The 19,700-nt window shown below is 53.9% G+C and carries 20 protein-coding genes; 6 read left to right on the top strand and 14 right to left on the bottom strand.

Annotated features, from left to right (window positions below):
• Positions 1 to 37 precede the first annotated feature (37 nt).
• A complete protein-coding gene (locus AAA927_RS04660; protein ID WP_125581828.1) occupies positions 38 to 322 on the top strand; it encodes a DUF1827 family protein in 285 nt (94 codons plus the stop codon).
• Between the two features lie 53 nt (positions 323 to 375).
• Positions 376 to 1,452, top strand: a complete 1,077-nt coding sequence (locus AAA927_RS04655; protein WP_338216184.1) for a MucBP domain-containing protein — start codon at positions 376 to 378, stop codon at positions 1,450 to 1,452.
• Between the two features lie 139 nt (positions 1,453 to 1,591).
• Here AAA927_RS04655 and AAA927_RS04650 read toward each other — a convergent pair whose 3' ends face one another.
• The 4 genes from AAA927_RS04650 to AAA927_RS04635 all read right to left on the bottom strand — a co-directional run bounded on the left by AAA927_RS04650 (position 1,592) and on the right by AAA927_RS04635 (position 6,841).
• Complete coding sequence (locus tag AAA927_RS04650; protein ID WP_338216182.1) at positions 1,592 to 2,413, bottom strand: enhanced serine sensitivity protein SseB C-terminal domain-containing protein; 822 nt, start codon at positions 2,411 to 2,413, stop codon at positions 1,592 to 1,594.
• Positions 2,414 to 2,443: 30 nt separating this feature from the next.
• Positions 2,444 to 4,021, bottom strand: a complete 1,578-nt coding sequence (locus AAA927_RS04645; protein WP_338216180.1) for a peptide chain release factor 3 — start codon at positions 4,019 to 4,021, stop codon at positions 2,444 to 2,446.
• 308 nt (positions 4,022 to 4,329) lie between these two features.
• Complete coding sequence (locus AAA927_RS04640) at positions 4,330 to 5,676, bottom strand: hemolysin family protein (RefSeq protein WP_338216178.1); 1,347 nt, start codon at positions 5,674 to 5,676, stop codon at positions 4,330 to 4,332.
• A gap of 34 nt (positions 5,677 to 5,710) precedes the next feature.
• Complete coding sequence (locus AAA927_RS04635; protein ID WP_338216176.1) at positions 5,711 to 6,841, bottom strand: AI-2E family transporter; 1,131 nt, start codon at positions 6,839 to 6,841, stop codon at positions 5,711 to 5,713.
• Between the two features lie 150 nt (positions 6,842 to 6,991).
• On the opposite strand from AAA927_RS04635, the gene AAA927_RS04630 reads away from it, so the two are divergent.
• The gene (locus AAA927_RS04630; protein WP_338216174.1) at positions 6,992 to 7,423 is read left to right on the top strand and encodes a GNAT family N-acetyltransferase; all 432 of its coding nucleotides are present in this window, start codon (positions 6,992 to 6,994) and stop codon (positions 7,421 to 7,423) included.
• Positions 7,424 to 7,462: 39 nt separating this feature from the next.
• Here AAA927_RS04630 and AAA927_RS04625 read toward each other — a convergent pair whose 3' ends face one another.
• From AAA927_RS04625 to recX, 7 genes are all read right to left on the bottom strand, one after another.
• Positions 7,463 to 8,047 (bottom strand): TMEM175 family protein, encoded by a 585-nt coding sequence (locus AAA927_RS04625; RefSeq protein WP_338216172.1) that lies wholly within the window; start codon positions 8,045 to 8,047, stop codon positions 7,463 to 7,465.
• An 11-nt stretch (positions 8,048 to 8,058) separates the two neighbouring features.
• Positions 8,059 to 8,676 (bottom strand): sugar O-acetyltransferase, encoded by a 618-nt coding sequence (locus tag AAA927_RS04620; RefSeq protein ID WP_338216171.1) that lies wholly within the window; start codon positions 8,674 to 8,676, stop codon positions 8,059 to 8,061.
• Complete coding sequence (locus tag AAA927_RS04615) at positions 8,663 to 9,178, bottom strand: hypothetical protein (protein WP_338216169.1); 516 nt, start codon at positions 9,176 to 9,178, stop codon at positions 8,663 to 8,665. The genes AAA927_RS04620 and AAA927_RS04615 overlap by 14 nt, the downstream gene beginning before the upstream one ends.
• 74 nt (positions 9,179 to 9,252) lie before the next feature.
• The gene (gene ntdP, locus AAA927_RS04610; RefSeq protein WP_125581808.1) at positions 9,253 to 9,789 is read right to left on the bottom strand and encodes a nucleoside tri-diphosphate phosphatase; all 537 of its coding nucleotides are present in this window, start codon (positions 9,787 to 9,789) and stop codon (positions 9,253 to 9,255) included.
• Positions 9,790 to 10,385: 596 nt separating this feature from the next.
• On the bottom strand, positions 10,386 to 11,774 hold the full coding sequence (locus AAA927_RS04605; RefSeq protein WP_338216167.1) for a 6-phospho-beta-glucosidase: 1,389 nt from the start codon (positions 11,772 to 11,774) through the stop codon (positions 10,386 to 10,388).
• Positions 11,775 to 11,892: 118 nt separating this feature from the next.
• Positions 11,893 to 12,855 (bottom strand): LacI family DNA-binding transcriptional regulator, encoded by a 963-nt coding sequence (locus AAA927_RS04600; protein ID WP_338216164.1) that lies wholly within the window; start codon positions 12,853 to 12,855, stop codon positions 11,893 to 11,895.
• Positions 12,855 to 13,655, bottom strand: coding sequence for a recombination regulator RecX (gene recX / locus AAA927_RS04595; RefSeq protein ID WP_338216162.1), 801 nt, complete (start codon positions 13,653 to 13,655; stop codon positions 12,855 to 12,857). The genes AAA927_RS04600 and recX overlap by 1 nt, the downstream gene beginning before the upstream one ends.
• A gap of 90 nt (positions 13,656 to 13,745) precedes the next feature.
• On the opposite strand from recX, the gene AAA927_RS04590 reads away from it, so the two are divergent.
• Positions 13,746 to 15,254 (top strand): helix-turn-helix domain-containing protein, encoded by a 1,509-nt coding sequence (locus AAA927_RS04590; RefSeq protein WP_338216160.1) that lies wholly within the window; start codon positions 13,746 to 13,748, stop codon positions 15,252 to 15,254.
• A 35-nt stretch (positions 15,255 to 15,289) separates the two neighbouring features.
• On the opposite strand, the gene AAA927_RS04585 is transcribed toward AAA927_RS04590, so the two are convergent.
• Both AAA927_RS04585 and AAA927_RS04580 read right to left on the bottom strand, forming a co-directional pair.
• Entirely contained in the window at positions 15,290 to 15,448 is a 159-nt protein-coding gene (locus tag AAA927_RS04585; protein ID WP_204118150.1) for a hypothetical protein, read from the bottom strand.
• Between the two features lie 3 nt (positions 15,449 to 15,451).
• Complete coding sequence (locus tag AAA927_RS04580; protein WP_338216157.1) at positions 15,452 to 15,832, bottom strand: hypothetical protein; 381 nt, start codon at positions 15,830 to 15,832, stop codon at positions 15,452 to 15,454.
• Positions 15,833 to 15,915: 83 nt separating this feature from the next.
• On the opposite strand from AAA927_RS04580, the gene rlmD reads away from it, so the two are divergent.
• Both rlmD and AAA927_RS04570 read left to right on the top strand, forming a co-directional pair.
• Positions 15,916 to 17,283: a 23S rRNA (uracil(1939)-C(5))-methyltransferase RlmD gene (gene rlmD, locus AAA927_RS04575; protein WP_338216156.1), complete on the top strand. Its 1,368-nt coding sequence runs from the start codon at positions 15,916 to 15,918 to the stop codon at positions 17,281 to 17,283.
• A gap of 11 nt (positions 17,284 to 17,294) precedes the next feature.
• On the top strand, positions 17,295 to 17,771 hold the full coding sequence (locus tag AAA927_RS04570; protein WP_338216155.1) for a nucleoside 2-deoxyribosyltransferase: 477 nt from the start codon (positions 17,295 to 17,297) through the stop codon (positions 17,769 to 17,771).
• A 97-nt stretch (positions 17,772 to 17,868) separates the two neighbouring features.
• Here the strand turns inward: AAA927_RS04570 and spxB are convergent, their stop codons facing one another.
• A complete protein-coding gene (spxB, locus tag AAA927_RS04565; RefSeq protein ID WP_338216154.1) occupies positions 17,869 to 19,605 on the bottom strand; it encodes a pyruvate oxidase in 1,737 nt (578 codons plus the stop codon).
• Positions 19,606 to 19,700: the final 95 nt, after the last annotated feature.

Below are 19,700 nucleotides of genomic sequence, written 5' to 3'. Positions count from 1 at the left end.
AATGAAGACAGATAATTCGAGACTGGGGGCATACATTATGCGGTTGATCGATAACACCAATAGCTACCCGCATCTGGTGGCACAACAGCTCGCCCATACGGACACGAACTATATCAAGGTCTATTCCCTAGGGAGTACCACAGTGATTTTCACCAGGGCGCAGGGCCACGATGAGTTACTGTTCACCAATGAGCGGCGCAATATCAAAGATCCAGAAATTGCATTTGCGTTGGATAAGCTCTCCAATGTCGCCTTTAAGGATGTCAACGTCATTCGCGGCGATAAGCTCGCCGAAGTGTCCTTGACCACGGAAGAAATCTGATTAAAGGCAAGGCGCCAGCACATGGCGCCTTTTTTGTCTGCTAGGAGGTCACCATGAGTTTTCTTTCAACGCTAAAAGCCCTCTTCACGCGCCCGGCCCGGCGGCAAACCCCAGCTTCAGTGACACGGCCCAAGGGCCAGCCACGGGCCAATCAACAAACCCCGCCAGTCGCACCCAGTCCAACCCCGCGGGTGGCCAACAGCTTGCCGCCTGCCACCGGCCCAACCAGCCGCAATGTGCGCGTCGCTGTCTATTACCGCCAGCGCGGCATGCAAAAAGCACTCTATCCAGCCCAGTATTTTCACGGTCCCACTGGCGCCAAGCTGACCTTCCCGTGGCCAGTGTTACCAGGGTATGAGCTTGTCGAAATCACTGGCTATATTGACCGTTTTCCGCAGACCAACCAGGTCATCTACCTGCTATACGAACCCCATCTGGCCGCCCCGGTCACTGTCTATCACCGCGACGAGCAAGGCCATCTGTTAACGGCGCCCCAGCTACATATTGGCCCCCTCAATGCCAGCTTCACTGCGCACGCGCTGGCAGATTATCCGCTCGCTGCTGGCGAAGCCGCAACGCAGCAAGGGCACTTCACCAAAACCGCCCAAACCTTGCGTTTTCGGTATCGACTCCGCCCAGAGCTCACCCGCGAGGCCGCCCCGGCCACCTATGTGGAACTGCTGGCTGCCAAATCAGCCTATGCGACGCCAAACGCGCCTAGTGCCTACCGCCGCACCTTACCGCTACATTCTTTCTGGCGGGTCTTCAGTATTGCGCAAAGTGCCACTGGCGAGATTTGGCTCGATTTAGGTGGCAGTCTGTGGATCACCGCTGATCTCACCATGCCGCAGGACACCAATCCTTACCTGCCCGCGCCTGCCACCTTACGCCTCCCTGACCCGGCCCGGGCCGTGACCTTCACGCCGATTCAACAGGTCGCCGTCGTCGATACTTTCAGCGCTGTTTCCTTATGGACCGCGCCATACGAAACGGTTAAACCAGACCGCTTGGCTGCTGGTAGCACGGTACAACTGATCCGGCTGGCGGTGGTCAGCGATGGCAGCCAGTGGTATCAGCTCAGCACTGGCGCTTATGTCCAAGGGCTGTATCTTGATTTAACAGAGGCATAATCATTAATGGCCATTGGTGGCGAATCCCCAGATTCCCCACCAATGGCCTTTTTGACTCGTGCATTTTCGCTCCGGCCCCTTGCTCCACTTAGGCACAAAGCAAAACCCCCACTGCCAAAGCAGTGAGGGCAACAAGTGATTAACGGGTGAACAGTGGGTCAACGCCAGCGACAATGGGCGCAGTGTCGTCATCATAACCAACGGCGCTCATCCCCAGCTCAACGTCCGCGAGATATTTCTCGCCGGTTTGACCTAGGGCTTCGGTCAGCGCCGTCATGGCGGCTTCATCGGCCTCCGGGGCATCGACGATCAAAATCAGATGTTCGGTGCCATCGTAGTGCATTAGCCGCAGCCAAGCCCGCTTGACGGATTCGGCCTTGGTTAGCTTAGCTTTCAGTGCCGGCCACAGGTCCTTCGGCAAATCAGTCGGGTCGCTGACGGCCACTTGCACCTCGTCCTTGTCAGCATGGTGCGCACGCGCCTGTTTGGCCAAATCAGCCACCATCGGCCGGTCGAGGAAGATGTTATCAGCGAAAGGATTGATGGCAATGCCATTGACCGAATCGTTATTTTTAATCAGTTCAGACAAATCATAAAAGTTGATTGGCAAAATTGAGGCCCGGTCAACATTCTCATCCAAGCCGGCATTGTGCCAGTTGTCGAACATCATGTTGACTTCCTGCCAGTCGGTGAACAGCGGCTGGATTTGGCGATTGTCCTGCGTGGTCATCAGCGGGAACTTCATGTCAACGTCAGCGTCCATTTGCGCCTTGCCGGCTTCGTCGGTTTTGATTTCCTGATCAGCCAGCACCACCATCAAAAGCGTTGAGTGTTCAATCAGTTCTTCAAGAAAGGCACTCATGTTTTCATCGTTGTCTTCCAGCCGGTAGCTATTCCACTTGGCCAGCAGGCCATCATTCGTGACGCCTTGAACGGCCAAATTGTGCTCGTTTTCTGTCATTTCAAACTCCTCCTCCGCTCGCAGCGGTGCTTACAGTTTCGCAGTTAATTTCACGTCAGGATACTTATCAGCAAACCAGCGCTCGGCGTACTGGTTTTCAAACAGAAACAGCGGCTGGCCTTGCATATCCTTGACCAGTAAATTCCGCGTACTGCTCATCTTTTCATCCAATTGCTCAGGGTCGATCCAGCGTGCCACGCGGCTACCAATCGGGCTCATCACGACTTCCGAATTGTATTCATTTTGCATCCGGAATTTGAAGACTTCAAACTGCAACTGCCCCACCGCCCCGAGAATGTAATCGTTGGTGGTGTACGTGCGATACAGCTGCACAGCGCCTTCTTGCACCAGCTGCTGCATCCCCTTGTGGAAACTCTTTTGCTTCATGACGTTTTTCGGCGTCACGCGCATGAACAACTCAGGCGTAAACTGTGGCAGTTTCTCGTATTCCACCGGCGTCTTGCCGGCATAAATCGTATCGCCGATTTGAAAATTCCCGGTGTCATACAAGCCGACAATATCGCCAGCCACTGCAGTTTGGACTTGTTCCCGGCTATCGGCCATGAATTCGGTCGAATTGTTCAGGCGCAGCTTCTTATCGGTGCGGGTCAAAGTGACATCCATGCCGCGCTCGAACTCGCCGGCGCCGATGCGGACAAAAGCAATCCGGTCGCGATGATTCGGATTCATGTTAGCCTGAATTTTGAATACAAAGCCAGAAAAATCTGGGGCCGTTGGGGACAATTCCGTGCCATCAAGCAGGCGATGCGGACCAGGTTCCGGCGCCATGTTGACGAAATGGTCCAAGAAGGTCTGAACCCCGAAGTTCGTCAGCGCGGAGCCAAAGAATACCGGTGTCTGCTCGCCGCGCATGATTTTTTTCAAATCATACTGATTGCCAGCGTCATTGAGCAGCTCGATATCACCCAACGTGTCGCGATAAATCGACTCATTCGTCAGCGGCTCGCTTGGATCCAGCTCACCGTCTGCGTTCAACGGCAGATACTTGTCCCCAGCTTCATTGTCACGGTATAGCTCAATGCGGTTCGCCACGCGGTCGTACAAGCCAACCAGGCCTTTACCCATGCCAATCGGCCAGTTCATCGCATACCCTTCGATGCCCAGCAAGTCTTCTAGCTCGGCAATCAGATCCAGCGGTTCGCGACCATCGCGGTCCAGCTTGTTCATGAACGTGAAAATCGGAATGCCGCGCTGTTTGACGACCTTGAACAGCTTTTTGGTCTGGGCTTCAATCCCTTTGGCCGAGTCAATGACCATCACTGCGGCGTCCACCGCCATCAAAGTGCGGTAAGTATCTTCGGAGAAATCTTCGTGCCCTGGGGTATCCAAAATGTTGATTTGCTTGCCTTGGTAGCCAAACTGAAGCACCGAACTCGTGACCGAAATCCCGCGCTGCTTTTCAATGGCCATCCAGTCAGACTTAGCAAAGTGGCCAGACTTACGCCCCTTCACCGTTCCGGCTTCGCGAATCACGCCTCCGTACAACAGCAACTGCTCGGTAATCGTCGTTTTCCCGGCATCGGGGTGAGAAATGATCGCAAACGTCCGCCGTTTGGCCACCTCATCCTTTAATTCTTGTGGTTTCATAACTTAAATTCCTTTCAAAATCCCGCCAGCGATCGACAACCGCGCACTCACATTGGCCCAACCTCGCTTCATAAAATAAGCCCCGGCAACAGTCCACCGAGACTAGGTCTTTTTAATATTATAGTGAATACAGGGAACCACCGCAACTAAAGGCGCAAAGCAGGCTGTGAAAGTGGCTGATTTTAGCCTGATGGGTAGCTTAGTTCAGCGCCTTGAAGCCTGCTTTTGGCTTCGAGGTGATGAACGTAGCTAGCCACTCAGGCGTTAGCCACCTGGAGCGCAATTACAGTCTACGAACCAAGGCTTTTCTACGCTTCCCCATCTTCCCGTTTCGGTCCGGCCGCTTGCGGCTGCTTCGGCAAATGCAAATGCACATTAATCAGCCGCGACTTTTCAATCTTGCCGGACGTCAACGTGCCACCGGGAATCGGAATGGTTTCCTTTTTGTGATTGGTCGGAATGGCGCCAAGTTGATTAATCATATAACCAGCGATGGTATCGACATCAGGGGCGGTTAAATGCAGGTCGAATTCGGCATTGAAGTCATTCAACGTCATCCGGCCGTTGACCAGAAAATCATCCTCGTCGAGCTTGGTGTAGTTCACCGTGGCCAAATCCGATTCGTCATCGATATCGCCGACGATTTCCTCAATCAAATCTTCAATCGTGACGATGCCAACCACCCCGCCGTACTCGTCAAGCAGGATGCCCATTTGCTGCTGGCGAATGCGCATTTCTGTCAGCAAATCATCAATGCTGATGGTTTCAGGGACAAATAAAGGATCCGTCATAATGTCTTCCAGCCGCACCTGTTCAAAGCCAACTTTGCGGGCGGCGCGCAGCAAGTTTCGCACATGCACAATGCCCACCACCTGATCCTTGTCACCTTGATAAACTGGGATGCGCGAGTAGATATTGCCAAGAATTTCGTCAATCGCTTCGGAATCTGGCTCGTCGGCATTAACCATGAAGGCATCAATGCGCGGCACCATCACTTCGCGGGCTAACTTGTTGGACAAACTGATGATGCCTTCCAGCATTTCATATTCGTCCTTATCGATCGCGCCGGATTGCTTGCCGCTTTCAATCATGGACACCATTTCCTCACGGGTGACGTGATCGCCTTGCGCCGCAAACTTCAGCGGCGTTAACTTCATCAGCAAGTTCGTGGAAGCCGATAGCAACCACACGAAGGGCCGCAGCGCCACGCTCAGCCAGGAAATCGGCGTCACCGCCGCTTTTGCCACCCGCTCCGTCATTTGGAGCGCCACTTGTTTGGGATAAAGCTCACCGAACACCAGCGAGAAATAGGACAAAATCAGCGTGACCACAATCACAGCCAGCTCATGGCCAAAACTCAAACCACCAAACACCGGCTCCAGGCGGGACGCTATCGTGGTCGCCGCGGAAGCCGAAGCGAAGAAGCCGGCGAAGGTAATGCCGACTTGAATTGTAGCCAAAAAATTGGTCGAGTTGTTCATAATGGTGACCAACTTGGCTGCCTTTTTATCGCCGGCCTTAGCCTGGCCTTCCATTTTCGATCGGGACAACGACACCACTGCGATTTCTGCCGCGGCAAAGCAGGCATTAATCACAGTCAAAATCACAATCAGTAATAATTGGCTCCATAAAGGACCCGCAGAATCACCACTCATCAGAACTTTCCTTTCTTAACTCGCCGGGATGGCGTTAACGTGTTTTCGGTTTTTGCAGCAGGGTTTGCTCGCTTTGCCGCTGCTGCTTGTGGAAGCGATACAGCTCGGCCGCATAGGTGACGATGGTTTTACCTACCGCGTAAGCTGGCACTGCCAAAATCGTGCCGAGAATGCCCCAGAGATTGCCCGCCACCAGCAGCAACACAATGATGGTCAGCGGATAAATATCCAGGCTGCGGCCAATAACATTCGGATAAATCAGGTTGCCGTCGGTTTGCTGGACAATCAGCACCACCACAATGACCAGCACCACCTTACCCCAGCCTTGGGTCAGCGCCACCATCAGCGCCGGCGCAATACCGATATACGGCCCAAGATAAGGAATGATGGTGACCACGCCGGCAATAAAGCCCAGCAAGAATGCGTAAGGCATGCCGATAATCAAATAGCCGATAAAAGTGAACGTCCCCACGAACAAACACTCAATCGCCTGCCCAGCAATGTAATGCGACAGGGTCGAACTCATCCGGGTGAACACCGTGCTGATTTCCGTTTGGTACTTATCTGGGAACACCCGCTGCACCGCCGGCACCAACCGTTCGCCATCTTTCAGCATGTAAAACAGCAAGACGGGGATGGTGATGACGCTGATGACAGTGCCGGCCACCGAGCCAATCAAGCTGGGCACGCCACTGGTGAAGCCACCAAGGATTTTCGGCAAAATGGTCGCCGGTTCGACTTTCAGTTTGGCAATCAGCTTGGCCACGCCGAACTGTTGATACCAGCGATACCGGGATAACTCCGACAGTTCCGTACGCAGGTTTTTCAGTAGTGCCGGCAGGCCGGTGACTAATTGCGTGATCTGGTCAATCAAGTTCGGAATAATCGTGGCAATCAACAGCCCAATCAGGCCGATGACGACGAGAAACACGAAGGTGATGGCGCCGGCGCGAGGAATATGCGCTTTGGTCATGAGATTAATTAACGGATTGAACAGATAGAACAAAAATCCCGCTACCAGAAAAGGAATGAGCAAGGTGGAAAAGAACGTCGCGATCGGCGCAAACAAAAAGCTCAAGTTGGACAGGCAGATGATCAAGATCACAATGATCAGCGCCTCCAGCGACCAATACATCAGCCGCGATTCGCGTAACCGTTCAAACAAAGCCATCCCTCCTCACGAAATGATTACTAACTTTAGTATATCGGATTATACCACCTTTGTAATGTAGATAACCGGTTGCCGCCGCTGCTCTTTTCATTTTAGATGGTGATGCTATAATAAGTCATCTCAAAAACAGGGAGCCACGGCGTTATGGAATTTAAAATTACTACTGATCTTGCTTCACAAACTTATCAAGATGCCTTAAAGATTCGCACCACCGTCTTTGTGGACGAACAACACGTCCCTGCCGACCTCGAAGTCGACGCAGACGAGGCCAAGGCCATATATTTTGTCGCCTATGATAGCGGCCTGCCGGTGGCCACCGCTCGCCTGCTACCAGAAGACGGCGGCTACCACGTGCAGCGCGTGGCGGTGATGAAAGCTTACCGCCACCATGGGGTTGGCCAAGTGTTGCTTGAAGAGCTCACAGCATACGCCAAAGCGCACGCCATCAAAACGATGCGCCTCGGCGCGCAAGTGCAGGCGGTGGGCTTCTATAAAGCCCTCGGTTACCAGCTCACAGACCGGCCAGAATTTCTGGACGCCGGCATCCGGCACCGCGAAATGCAATTAACCCTTTAGAATCAGAAACGGTCGGCAAACGCCGACCGTTTTCTGATTCTAGCTACGGTGAACATGGTGCTCAATCCGCTTTTCCGGCTGGGCCCACAGTGCTAACAACGCCACGTCCACAATGATGGTCAAAGGCGGCCAGAGAAACGCCAGCAAAATCGCGATCACATTGCCACTGATAGTCACCAGCGGCTTGTAATAGCCTTCACCCAGCAACCCGACCAGCGCCGTGTTGTGGCGGTCGGCGTGAATCAGCAACCTGATCAATAACCAAAAAGTCACATCCATCAGCAGCATCACGACGCCGTAAGTCATCTCCGGCACATAGCTGTCTAAGTGCTGAGCGCCGACCCAGGACGTGGCAAACGGCATCAAGGACGCCGCAAACAAAAACGCCAAATTGGCCCACAGGACGCGACCGTTTATTTTTTTAATCAGCAAAAATAAATGATGATGATTGTTCCAATACACCGCCATGGTGAAAAAGGAAATCAGATAAATCAAAAAGACGCTGCGCATCCCCCACAACGCCGCGAAGCTACCCGCTTCTGGGGCGTGCAGGTCCAAAACCATAATGGTAATGATAATGGCGATCACGCCATCAGTGAACGCTTCAAGGCGACTTTTGGGCATGGCTACTCCTCCTATTTGACGGCGGCGTCGTACTCGGCTTTGGCCTGCACCCAGCGGTCGTGATCCGCGGCAGTCAGCGCCCGCAGCACATGGGCCGGATTGCCCACTGCAATCACTGCATCAGGTAAATCCTTCGTCACCACACTCCCCGCGCCAACAATCGTGTTATCACCAATCGTCACGCCAGGCAGGACGGTCACGTCGCCGCCGAGCCAGACATTGTTGCCAATCGTGATGGGCTGCGCGTATTCAACTCCAGAGTTGCGAATGTCCGCATCCAGCGGGTGCCCTGGTGTCAGCAAGCTGACCCGCGGACCAAACAGCACGTTATCGCCAATCGTGATAGGCGCCACGTCCAGCATGATGGGATCGTAGTTGGCGTAGAAATTCTGGCCAATGTGGGTGTTGATACCGTAATCCACCCGCAGATTTGGTTCAATGTAGCCGCCTGTCCCAATCGCGCCAAATAGCTGGTGAAGCAGGTCCGTCCGCTTCGTTTCTTCGGTGGTGGCGAGGGCGTTAAACTGCGCCATCAGCTGCCGCGCCTTGCGCCTTTGTGAGGCAAGGTCCGCGGCATCGGCGCGGTAGAGCTGTCCTGCCACCATGCGGTCATGATCAATCGAACTCATCATAGCCCTCCAGTTGATTTTCATTGATGTACAGCAGATAGTCAACGCTGGCCACTTCACCAGCCTTGACCGGATATGATTCGATGTAATATGGATTGTCGGTTTGGCCAATATGCGCCGGAATCGGGAAGCCGGCTTTTTCGAGCACTTCCAGACCCTTAGCGAAAGTGGTTTGCACCGGCAGTTGATTCAAAATCCCATTCGCCGGCTTGCTGGCCTTACCCACCGTGGCGGCTGGCAGCTTCACGCCTTCCAGCCCTGCTGGCACCGGCGTATCAGCTTCGGCCAAGCTGCCGATCCAGTACTGGAAATTATCGTAAGGCGAGAAAATCACCAGGTACGCGCGATTTGGCGTCGGCACCACGGCATCCAACGCCTCAAAGTACCCGGCCGCCTCGAATTCCTGCCAGCAGGTAAAAAACGTCCCCATTTGATCCGAATCGGTGGCGGTATACACCTTGCCGATAAATTGACTCGCAGGCTGATTTAGTAATGCTGTCATTGATTTTCCTCTTTTCCATAAAATAAAAACGCGAGGTTCCCCTCGCGCCTAACCGCAACCGCGCGGCTTCGGGTCTACACCCGGTGAGACAACTGCAAGTACCGGTTGTACCACAGATCAACATAGGCCTGTGAAAATGGGCCTTTACCATGGTTAATCCAATCGACCAACACCCGCACGTTCGCTTTCAAAATGCGATCCGTGGTGGCCGGGTATTGCCATTTTCGACTGTGCGCTTCGTATTCATCCACATCAAGGAGCCGCTTTTCGCCATCAGGGAAAACCTTAACATCCAAGTCGTAGTCAATATACTTCAGCGCTTCCTGATCCAACGTCACAGGACTGGCCAAGTTGCAGTAATACGACACGCCGCCTTCGCGGATCATCGCGATTACATTGAACCAGTAATGTTTATGAAAATACACGATCGCCGGCTCGCGGGTCAGCCACCGTCTGCCATCGGATTCGGTCACAAGGGTGTGATCGTTACAACCAATAATTGCATCTTCGCTGGTTTTTAAAACCATCGTGTCTCGCCATGTGCGGTGCAGGCTCCCATCGTGCTTGTAGCTCTGAATGGCGATCGAGTCGCCTTCCTTAGGGATCCGCATAGTATGTCCAGCTTTCAGCAATTATCTTTTGTCAAAGCAAGTATACCAGAAAGCCCGAAAGCAAGAAAGGCAGGCTGTGGAGGACGGCCGCATTTAGCCGGATGGGTAGCCTAGCGACGAGCATTGAAGCGTTTTTGGCTTCGATGCTCGTCGCGTAGCTAGCCACTCCGGCGTTGGCCGTCCGCAACGCAACTAGGGGAAATGATGAAATCAGGCCGGGCTGGAACGCCTCCGCAGGCAGGGGCTGGAACGTGGTGGCCAGCGCTTTGAGCCTCTGCGAGTCTCAAAGTCGCGGCTTGTTCTAAGCCAACAAGTTGGCTAAGAACAATTTCACCACTGAGCCCCTGCCTGCTCCAGCGGTCCTGCCCTACGGTGGTGAGTCTACGGTTCAATCCAGCTGACGCAACAGTTTCTCCAGTTGTCATCTCCCAATCAGTCCGAGGATTTTGCAGTAAAGTGAAAAACGACCATTGCTGATTTTTCGTCACACTCTGGTCTTCCCCTTTGCCGTTCACGGCTAGCCGATTATCCTACCGCAATCCGCGCCAGCCCCCACTAAAAAACCGACACTGATAGCGCAGTGTCGGCAGGAAAACTTAGATTGTTTCGTCAATATGCGCCGCGACTTCATCGTGGACATGGACACCAGCGGATTCGAGCTCGGCGATTTTCTTGGCGAATTGGGGTAAGTGCTGCTTGTTGGCCACCAGCATTTCATCCAAGAGATCCTTGGCCTTTTGACCAGAGCGGATCATCGGGTTCATGGTGAACGCCTGGAGGGCCAGACCATAGTCGCCAGTGACCGCGGCTTCGTCGATCACCAGCTCCATGTTTTTCATCAACTGCAGCCAGCCGCGTTCCGCTGGTTCAAAATGGCCAAAGGTCAGCGGAATCGCGCCAGCTGCTCCTACTTGCGCCGAGACTTCCACCACATGGTCCGTTGGCAAGTCTGGCACGGCGCCGCGGTTGAGCGTGGAGACCACCATGTGGGTGCGTTTGTCAGCATAAATCGAGGCGATGGCTTCGCAGGCGGCATCGGAATAATGCGCCCCACCGCGTTCGGCCAGTTGCTTCGGCTTGTAATCCAGATTTGGATCCTTGTACAAGTCAAAGAGTTCCTTTTCAATTCGCATCACCTGCTGAGCGCGAGTGCCTTCGCCGTTGAATTCTTCCAAACTGTGGTCCAGCATTTCTTGTTCCCGGTAGTAGTAACGGTGGTAGCCGCAAGGAATCATTTTCATCTGTTCCAGCTGTTCCCGGAAGAACTGGACGTTGAAGATGTTCTTCGGCAGTCCGGCATCTCCTTCGTACATCTTCGCCACAATGTCCATGGTCACTTCACGGCCGGTATTATCAAAGACCCGGTGCCAGTGAAAATGATCAATGCCGGCAAACTTGTACGTCAGGTCCTTGAGCTGTTTGCCAATCAATTCCGGCTCGGTCATCATCGCCATCACCGGTACATTGCACAGCCCAATCACTTTGTCCCACTTGCCGTAGGTCTGAATGGCTTCGGTAATCATGCCGCTCGGGTTGGTGAAATTGATCAGCCAGGCATCGGGACAACACTCCTTCATATCTTTGACAATGTCCAAAATCACCGGCACCGTGCGAAAGGCTTTGAAAATGCCGCCGGCGCCATTAGTTTCTTGCCCCAAGAAGCCGTATGAGCCAGGAATGCGTTCATCTTTGATCCGGGCCTGCATCAGACCCACCCGGAACTGGGTCGAGACAAAATCAGCATCCTGCAACGCTTCACGGCGGTTCAAGGTGAGATGCACTTCCCAATCGAGACCAGCGGCTTTGACCATGCGTTTGGCCATATTGCCGACAATATTGAGTTTCTCTTCACCAGCTGGAATATCCACCAACCAAATTTCTTTGATTGGCAGTTGGTCTTTGCGTTTGATGTAGCCCTCAATCAACTCAGGGGTGTAACTCGAACCCCCACCAATGGTTACCATTTTCAATGCGTCACGACTCATGAGCAGGACCTCCATTTGTGAATGATTTTACTTACGCTTTCACCCTACCGCGTGGGATTGATCCCACGTCAAGCCATCGCCATCAAAAAAACCGAATCTTTTGCGATTCGGCTTGGCCTTAACAACTCTCTCGCCGCACGATAACTGGTGTGATGGGGGTAATGGGGAGCTGCTGCTTATGCAACTGATTGTACAGATAAGCAAAAGCGTTTTGCGCTTGCTGGCCCAGCTTGGGGTCAATGGTCGTCAGGCCCATGACACGACCAAAGGCGGAATTATCGAAGCCGAACACCTGGCAGTCGCGCGGGACAGTTTTGCCGGCTTGGCGCAAGGTCGCGATAAAATCGGCCGCGACATAATCCGAGTAGATGATTACCGCTGGCGGCCGCTGGTCATCGGCGAGCCACTGCTGAGCCGCTTTGATGCCAGCGCCGGCTTGAACTGGGCTAAACACCTGCCAGCTTTGATCAATGGTCGGTTGGGCTTGGGCAAAAGTCTGAATCGCCCGCAGCCGGGCCTTAGTATTCGTGCTGCTAGGCGCGCTCAACACATGACCAATGCGCGTGAAGTGCTTGGCCGCCAGATAGGCTAAAATTTCCAGATACACGGGGTAGTGATCCACGTATGACGAATAGATCACCGGTGAATCCAGGCGGCGCCAGGTCGCGATTGGTCCGAACTGGGCATATTGTTCGATCACCGGCCAGTCATTGAACTGCGTCATCAAATACACCGCATCCAGCAAATGCGTTTCCAGATTGGCCAGCACCGCCCGTTCTTCCTCGGCATTGCGGGTGACATACACGTTAACGTGATAGCCGTACTGCTGCGCAGATTGGGCGAATTCATTCAGAAAATCGCCCAGCGTGGGAAAGTAACCGGCCGTCAGCAGGCCAATGGTATGGGATTTTTGGGCCCGCATTTGTCGCGCCAAAGAATTCGGGACATAGCCGAGTTGCTTAATCGCGGCCAGCACCTTGGCTTTCGCAGCTGGACTAACATGCGGATTGCCACTGATGACCCGCGAAACGGTCGACCGGGAAGTACCCGCCAGTCGCGCCACGGCTTGAATGTTGGCCATCAGTCGTCCTCCTGCGCTAACCGGTGCAGCACTTCATCAATCGCATCATTCTGGAACCCTTTGCGCAGCAGCGCCAAGCGCACCCGCTGCGTCCGCTCATACCCCTCGTATTTGCGTTTAAGGCGCCACTGCTTGGCCGCTTCTCGCTCCAGCAGGCCTGCCTCAGCCTCGTCATCACGATCAAGGGCTAAGCTCGCCAGCGCGGCAGTCGTCTGGTCAGTGGTGAAACCTTTTTGCATCAAGGCCAAGCGGATTTTATTCTGCTGATCATTAAAGGCCCGGCGCGTGGTGCGGCGAGCGGTTTTTTGGGCCACCCGCAGCGCCACTTCGGCCCATTGCGCCGGGGTCACTTGGGCGACGGCCGCAGCCGCCAGCCGTTCATGAATGCCTTTGGTGCGCAGGCGTTGTTCGACTTGGCGCGGCCCCCGTTCTCCCATGGCGAGATTATCGCGCACAAGCGTATCGGCGTATAAACTATCGTCAAGTAGGTGTAGAGTTTTCAGCTGGTCGGTGGTTTGCGTAATCACATCCTCTGGCACTTCGTCTTCACGCAAACGCTGACGCACTTCATGCACGGTGCGCATTTGATGGCTTATATAATTCAGTGCCGTCGCCTTGGCCACCGCAGCCACTTCCTCGTTCTTGATGGCCGCCATCTGCGCCGGCTCCAGCTCCAGCCCTTTGGCTAAGCGGAATTTGATCAGCGTACTTTCGCTCACCGGGAAGGCATATTTGTCGTCTAAGAAGATGTTGTAGCGGCCGCGGCGTTTTTGGGCCGTAATTTTTGTGATCGTTTGCATGCGTTCAACCTCGTCTTGTTCACAAAATAATTAATTCGCTATGGTATACTGAGTAAAAGACTTAAATCTAATCGTGAGGGGGCGGACCGGATGTTTGAAGCTTATTTCTATGACAAACACACCCAGACGAATTACCATGTTTTTCGGCTGCTCAAGGCTCGCCAACACGAAAGCTTCACCATTAACCGCTTGAGTCTGGAAGCTAAGTTAAGCTACTCACAAGCCTACAATGCCTTCCAAGATATCATGACGGCGTTGCAAGCGAAAAACGCCCATGGCTCCGGTCCGCTGAACGAAACCGAATATGCCCGGCTCAGCGCCGATGTCACTGTGGATGACTATCGGTATTTTCTGCTGAGCGATTCGATGGCCTTTCGCTTCTTTGACTATGCCTTTCGCCAGAGCACCCCAGATGTCCATCAATTTTGCAACGATTGGGGTCTCAGTATTTCTACCTTACGCCGCCGGATTGCCCCTTTCAAGCGCTACTTAACCAGCAAAGGCCTGCGACTTAATACCAGCACCTGGGCGCTAGAAGGTGATGAGCTCAAAGCGCGGATGCTGATTCTGACGTTCTACAAGATGGCTTACCGCGGGGTTGGCTGGCCGTTTAGCGAACGCGCTTTTCAAGCTGCTAACCAGCGCTACCTCTACTTAACCCAAGGCCAAGACCAGCTATTTGGCCCGCCTACCACGTCAATGAAGCAAGATCTACTGCTCCTGGCAGTGCAGGCCATGCGCATTGAGCAAGGTCACATTCTGGCGGTGCCGGAACGCATTCCCGATTTATTCGCCGAGTTCCGGGCCCCAGGCACTGATTTCCCAGCTGAAGGCTTACCGCCACTAACAGCTATGCAGCGCCAATGTGAACGCAACTTCTACGACTTCACCCGCTGGCACTTCATTTCGCTCAGCCACACCGTCAGTGCACGCGATCAAGCCGTGATGCGCGTGTTGGATAAACCTGACACCTGCGCCCATCATTTCGCCCATGGCCTCATCAGCTATCTGCAGGCCCAATGCCCGCCGGCTGACCGGCAAGAAGAAAGCCAACTGGCGATGCTCAACGTCAATCTCCACCGCATGGCGGACACTTATCTGACGCTGCAAGGTGATTTTGCCAAGCGGCTGGACTTTATGGATCTCAATCGCGACCTCGCCGAAAGTGGTCGCCTGCCGTCTTTGATCAAAACCTACTTCGACCATCTCGACCGCAGCCAGGTTGGGGCTTTGGCAGACTATTACACCTCCATGTATCAAGTGCTGTATATTCTGCTCGCCCCGGCCTTTCCGGGCCTCAACGCCGATCATCAGCTTAAAGTGGCGGTGATCGTCGATGCCGGCACTTTCATGAGTCGGGATTTGCACAGTTTCTTGAACGCCCTCACCTTCATCGACCTGGTATCACCGGCGCACAATGTCTTGCCCGATGTGATCATCACCAGTTTGTCCGTGCCGCAAGTGCTCAAGGACTATTACAGCCCTGAGCGGCTCAAGCAGGTCACGGTGATTCATTGGCAGCCTGAAGTCGCGGATGACGACTTCTTCAACCTGCTCAGCCGCTTATCCCAAATCAAACCCCGCATCGTTCATCAGTAAAAAACAGACGCCGCGTTTTATCTGCGACGTCTGTTTTAGCGTGGTCTGGTCAGCACTTTAGCGATGATTAAGGCGACGACCGCCACAAATAATAGCAGAAGCACCACGACGTTTTTCAGCAGATAGCCGGCGATGCCAAAGGCCAGCAACACCAACAAAATCACCAAAAACGCATTGCCATTCAGCCACTTCATCGGCTAGCCTCGGTGCACAGGATGTGCTTGGTAACCGTTGAAGTAATTGAACGCTTCAAAAATCACCAGCCCAACAATCACCACGATGGTTAAAATGGTGTTGGAAATGTTCTTGAGGTACCACAGCCCCACCAAAATCACGACCAACGCCGCCAAATAGGCATACAGCAGCACCCGGTTTTGCGTAATTTCGAATTCCGCATCGGTGGATTGATAGTCAATCGTGTGCTCCGCCGACAAGCGGCCCACTTTGTAGGTCACTTGCTCACCGCGCTTCACCTTGAGTTCCAGCGTTTGGCCCGGTTCCAGTTCATGCAGCTCGCCGTTGTGGGTAATGAAGGCTTTGATTTTGCCTTGATTATTATTGTTAAAGTAGATTTTCACCGGTCATCCCCCCTGCAGGTGATTATACCCGACATGGAGAAAGCGTGCCAATTTCTGTATACTGAACGCAAAGGAAGTGCAGCATGGAAAATACGGTTCAAGTCGGTCAGCGGTTCCCGTTGACCATTAAGCGCCTCGACATCAACGGCCGCGGCATTGGCTATTACAAACGTAAAATCACCTTTGTCACCGGCGCCTTGCCGCAGGAAGTGGTGGTTGCCGAAGTCACTGCGGTGCATGAACGCTATCTGGAAGCCACCACGCATCGCATCAAACAAGCCTCCCCGGATCGGGTCACCCCCAGCGAGCCCTTGTTCGGCCAAATTGGCGGCGTCGAGCTCAATCACCTGGCCTACCCGGCGCAGCTGAATTTCAAGCGTGATGTGGTGGCCCAAAGCCTGGCGAAATACAAACCCAGCGACTGGCAGCACTACGACCTGCGCCCCACCATTGGCGCCGCGCACCCGCTGCATTATCGCAATAAGGCGCAATTTCCGGTGCGCATCATTGACGGTCACGTCCGCGCCGGTCTGTATGCCCCGAACTCCCACCGACTGATTCCGCTCACCACTTTTGCCACCCAGCGGCCGCTGACGATGCAAGTCATCACCGCCTTGTGCGGCATGCTTGAGGATTTGCAGGTGCCGATTTACGACGAAGCGCACCACAGCGGCATCGTCAAAACCTTGGTGGTCCGTGAATCCGTGGCTACCGGCGAGGTGCAAGTCACCTTCATCACCAACTCAGCCAAACTCCCACATCACTCGCAGCTGCTGGAGCGCATCGCTAAGGAACTGCCGATGGTGGTGTCTATTTCGCAGAACCTCAACCCCGGCACCACCTCTTTAATTTGGGGAGCCAAAACCACCTTGCTGGCGGGTCAGCCTTACATCACTGAACGGCTGCTAGGCCGCGACTTCGCGGTGTCGCCGCAGGCCTTTTTACAGCTGAATCCAGAGCAAACTGAAATTCTTTACCAAGAGGCGCTGAAAGCTCTCGCCTTAACGCCGCAAGCCACCTTGGTAGACGCTTACGCCGGCATTGGCACAATTGGGCTGAGTTTGGCGGATCAAGCCAAAACCGTGCGCGGCATGGAAATCATCCCTGAAGCAGTGACAGCGGCCAATTACAACGCCAAGCAAAATGGCATCACGAACGCGCACTACGAAGTCGGCACGGCTGAGGCCCTGTTCCCACAATGGCTGGCGCAAGGCTTCAAGCCCGATGCGTTGATTGTCGATCCGCCCCGGGGTGGGCTGGAGCCGGTCTTCATTCAGGCCTTGCTCAAAGCCGCCCCCAAGCAATTCGTCTACATCTCTTGTAACCCGTCGACGCTAGCGCGCGATTTGGTGGCCTTAACCAAGCGCTATCAGGTCGATTACATTCAATCCGTTGACATGTTCCCGCAAACCGCCCGCTGCGAAGCGGTGGTGAAGTTCACCCGCCGTTAGGAGGCCCCTTGATGAAGATCTATTTTGCCAATGCCCTGTTCAGTCAAGCCGACTTTGACTTCAACGCTCAGGTGGTGGCCCAGCTGCGCCAGGCCGCGCCGAGCTTGGACATTTATCTGCCGCAGGAAAACGCGGCCATCAATGACAAAAATGCCTATGCTGATGCCAAAATGATTGCCCAAGCCGACACGGAGCAGGTGCTCGCCGCCGATTTAATGATTGCCATTCTTGATGGCCCCACCATTGACGTGGGCGTTGCCTCGGAAATCGGCGTCGCCTACGCCAAGCACATTCCGATTCTGGGCCTGTACACCGACTCCCGGCGCCTTGGCGCGACCAATCAACAGAAATTGGCCGCGCTGCAAACCGTGGCCGAAAACCAGTTCCACTACCTCAACCTGTACACGGTTGGCCTCATCAAACTCAACGGCGGAATTTACACCACCGTTGAGGAACTGGTGAAGGCGACCCTCGCGTATCAAGCTTAATTGTTTGGCCCTCATCACAGCATGAGGGCCTTTTGCTTGGTTCAACGCAAAAAAGCACTGCCAACGGAGAAGTCGGCAGTGCTTGATCAAGCTTCAATTACTTTTCTTCGTCTTCCAGAATCTGACGGAACGGAATGAGGCTTTCGGCATGATACTTCTTAACGAAGGCGTCAACGGCCGCTGGATCCTGGGTCTTCTTGTCCAGTACCAGTTGTTCAACTGGCAGGGGCCGCAAGTCGGAAATCTTCACGTCGATGACCACTGGCCCTTTGGCGTCCTTGGCCTTGGCAAAGGCGTCCTTCAATTCGGCCAAGGTGTGCACCTCAAAGCCGGTAGCGCCAAGCGCTGCTGAAGCGGACGCATAGTCGGCGTCGATCAAATCAACCCCTGAGTGTGGCTGCTGGGTGTCGTCTTGCTCCGCTTCGATGAAGCCCAAAGACTCGTTGGTCAAAATGACATTGATGATTGGCATCTGGTACTTCACTTGGGTGAGCACATCTTGCATCACCATGGCGAAACCACCGTCCCCTGAAATCGACCAGACTTGGCGATTGGGAAACTCGGTTTGGGCGCCAATCGCTGCTGGCAAAGCGTAGCCCATGGTGGCGTACCAGCCACTGGTGGTGAACTGCTGACGCTGATCCGCCTTCAGGTAGCGCATGCCGTTGATGGTGACGTTGCCGACATCCACTTGGAAAATCGCGTCGTCAGTGGCCATGTCATTGATTTGCTTGAAAACAGGTTCTACGCGCAGTGGCGTTTCGTCATCGTCTTCAAATGAGACCATCCAGTCAACCCAGTTTTTCTTGTTCTTAAGGGCTGCCCGGTACCAGCCAGTTTCTGGCTGCTGGTCGATGGCATTGATCAAAGCCTGAGCGGTCTTCTTGGCATCAGCTAAAATCGCGACATCCACATAGTGACGGCGACCGAACTTGGCGCCATCAATATCGACTTGGATGTACTTGGCATTCGGCTGAATGAAGTAAGCCTGGAACGGCATGTCGGAGCCGAGGAACAGCACGGCGTCAGCTTGGCCGGCCACTTCAACGCCAGGCTTGCTGGCAACACGGCCGGCCGAGCCCATATTCGCCTTGTAAGAATCTGGCACCACGCCTTTGCCCAAAGCAGAAGTCATGATTGGGGCATGCAACTTTTCAGACAAAGCGATCACTTCGTCCCGGGCCCCGCGCGCACCAGTCCCGATGTAAATCAGAGGATGCTTAGCATCAGTTAACAACTTAGCGGCTTCGGCAATCTTATCTGCCGGTGGTTCTGGCAAAATCGGCTTCTGGAAGTTGCCGGCGCGAGAAACATAGTTGTCCTCGATTTCTTGCCAGCCGAGGTCCTTAGGAATCGTGACCACCGCAACCCCGTTTTTGGCATAGGCTTGCGCAATCGCATCATCGATCACGGCCGGGAGCTGTTCTGCGGTCATGACGGTGCGGTTATATACGGAAACGTCCGCGAACATGGGGTTTTCGTTCATTTCTTGGAAGTAGTTGGTGTTCATGGCACTGGTTGGCACCTGACCGACCAAGGCCAAAACTGGCACATGATCCCACTGGGCATCATAAAGGCCGTTCAGCAGGTGCACGGCACCAGGACCAGCGGAGCCAAAGGTAACCCCGATTTTACCGGTGACCTTAGCTTCACCCACGGCGGCTAAAGCGCCGACTTCTTCGTGGCGCACTTGAATGTACTTGATGGTATCTTTGCGGTTGTGCAGTGCATTCATGGTCGAGTCGAACGAACCGCCCGGCAGACCATAAATGTTATGCACCCCCCAACTTTCGATGACCTTTAAACCTGCGTCTGCTGCATTAATCTTTGTCATACGCTCGCCTCCAGCATTTTTACTTACTTTTTAAAAGTTCTAACAACATCAGTATACCCGACTACTTACAAAAAACAAGTGGCTATTTCATTTTC

The sequence above is a fragment of the Lacticaseibacillus salsurivasis genome (assembly GCF_036246225.1).
Lineage (GTDB): Bacteria > Bacillota > Bacilli > Lactobacillales > Lactobacillaceae > Lacticaseibacillus > Lacticaseibacillus salsurivasis.
This window is presented reverse-complemented; position numbering and strand designations above follow the sequence as displayed.

Excerpts from the sequence above, each read along its gene's own strand:
- AAA927_RS04605 (WP_338216167.1), bottom strand. The coding sequence starts at position 11,774 with ATGAGTCGTGACGCATTGAAAATGGTAACCATTGGTGGGGGTTCGAGT.
- AAA927_RS04590 (WP_338216160.1), top strand. The coding sequence starts at position 13,746 with ATGTTTGAAGCTTATTTCTATGACAAACACACCCAGACGAATTACCAT.
- ntdP (WP_125581808.1), bottom strand. The coding sequence starts at position 9,789 with ATGCGGATCCCTAAGGAAGGCGACTCGATCGCCATTCAGAGCTACAAG.
- AAA927_RS04650 (WP_338216182.1), bottom strand. The coding sequence starts at position 2,413 with ATGACAGAAAACGAGCACAATTTGGCCGTTCAAGGCGTCACGAATGAT.
- AAA927_RS04620 (WP_338216171.1), bottom strand. The coding sequence starts at position 8,676 with ATGAGTTCGATTGATCATGACCGCATGGTGGCAGGACAGCTCTACCGC.
- AAA927_RS04660 (WP_125581828.1), top strand. The coding sequence starts at position 38 with ATGCGGTTGATCGATAACACCAATAGCTACCCGCATCTGGTGGCACAA.
- AAA927_RS04655 (WP_338216184.1), top strand. The coding sequence starts at position 376 with ATGAGTTTTCTTTCAACGCTAAAAGCCCTCTTCACGCGCCCGGCCCGG.
- spxB (WP_338216154.1), bottom strand. The coding sequence starts at position 19,605 with ATGACAAAGATTAATGCAGCAGACGCAGGTTTAAAGGTCATCGAAAGT.
- AAA927_RS04640 (WP_338216178.1), bottom strand. The coding sequence starts at position 5,676 with ATGAGTGGTGATTCTGCGGGTCCTTTATGGAGCCAATTATTACTGATT.
- AAA927_RS04625 (WP_338216172.1), bottom strand. The coding sequence starts at position 8,047 with ATGCCCAAAAGTCGCCTTGAAGCGTTCACTGATGGCGTGATCGCCATT.
- AAA927_RS04585 (WP_204118150.1), bottom strand. The coding sequence starts at position 15,448 with ATGAAGTGGCTGAATGGCAATGCGTTTTTGGTGATTTTGTTGGTGTTG.
- AAA927_RS04645 (WP_338216180.1), bottom strand. The coding sequence starts at position 4,021 with ATGAAACCACAAGAATTAAAGGATGAGGTGGCCAAACGGCGGACGTTT.
- AAA927_RS04630 (WP_338216174.1), top strand. The coding sequence starts at position 6,992 with ATGGAATTTAAAATTACTACTGATCTTGCTTCACAAACTTATCAAGAT.
- recX (WP_338216162.1), bottom strand. The coding sequence starts at position 13,655 with ATGCAAACGATCACAAAAATTACGGCCCAAAAACGCCGCGGCCGCTAC.
- AAA927_RS04600 (WP_338216164.1), bottom strand. The coding sequence starts at position 12,855 with ATGGCCAACATTCAAGCCGTGGCGCGACTGGCGGGTACTTCCCGGTCG.
- rlmD (WP_338216156.1), top strand. The coding sequence starts at position 15,916 with ATGGAAAATACGGTTCAAGTCGGTCAGCGGTTCCCGTTGACCATTAAG.
- AAA927_RS04615 (WP_338216169.1), bottom strand. The coding sequence starts at position 9,178 with ATGACAGCATTACTAAATCAGCCTGCGAGTCAATTTATCGGCAAGGTG.
- AAA927_RS04570 (WP_338216155.1), top strand. The coding sequence starts at position 17,295 with ATGAAGATCTATTTTGCCAATGCCCTGTTCAGTCAAGCCGACTTTGAC.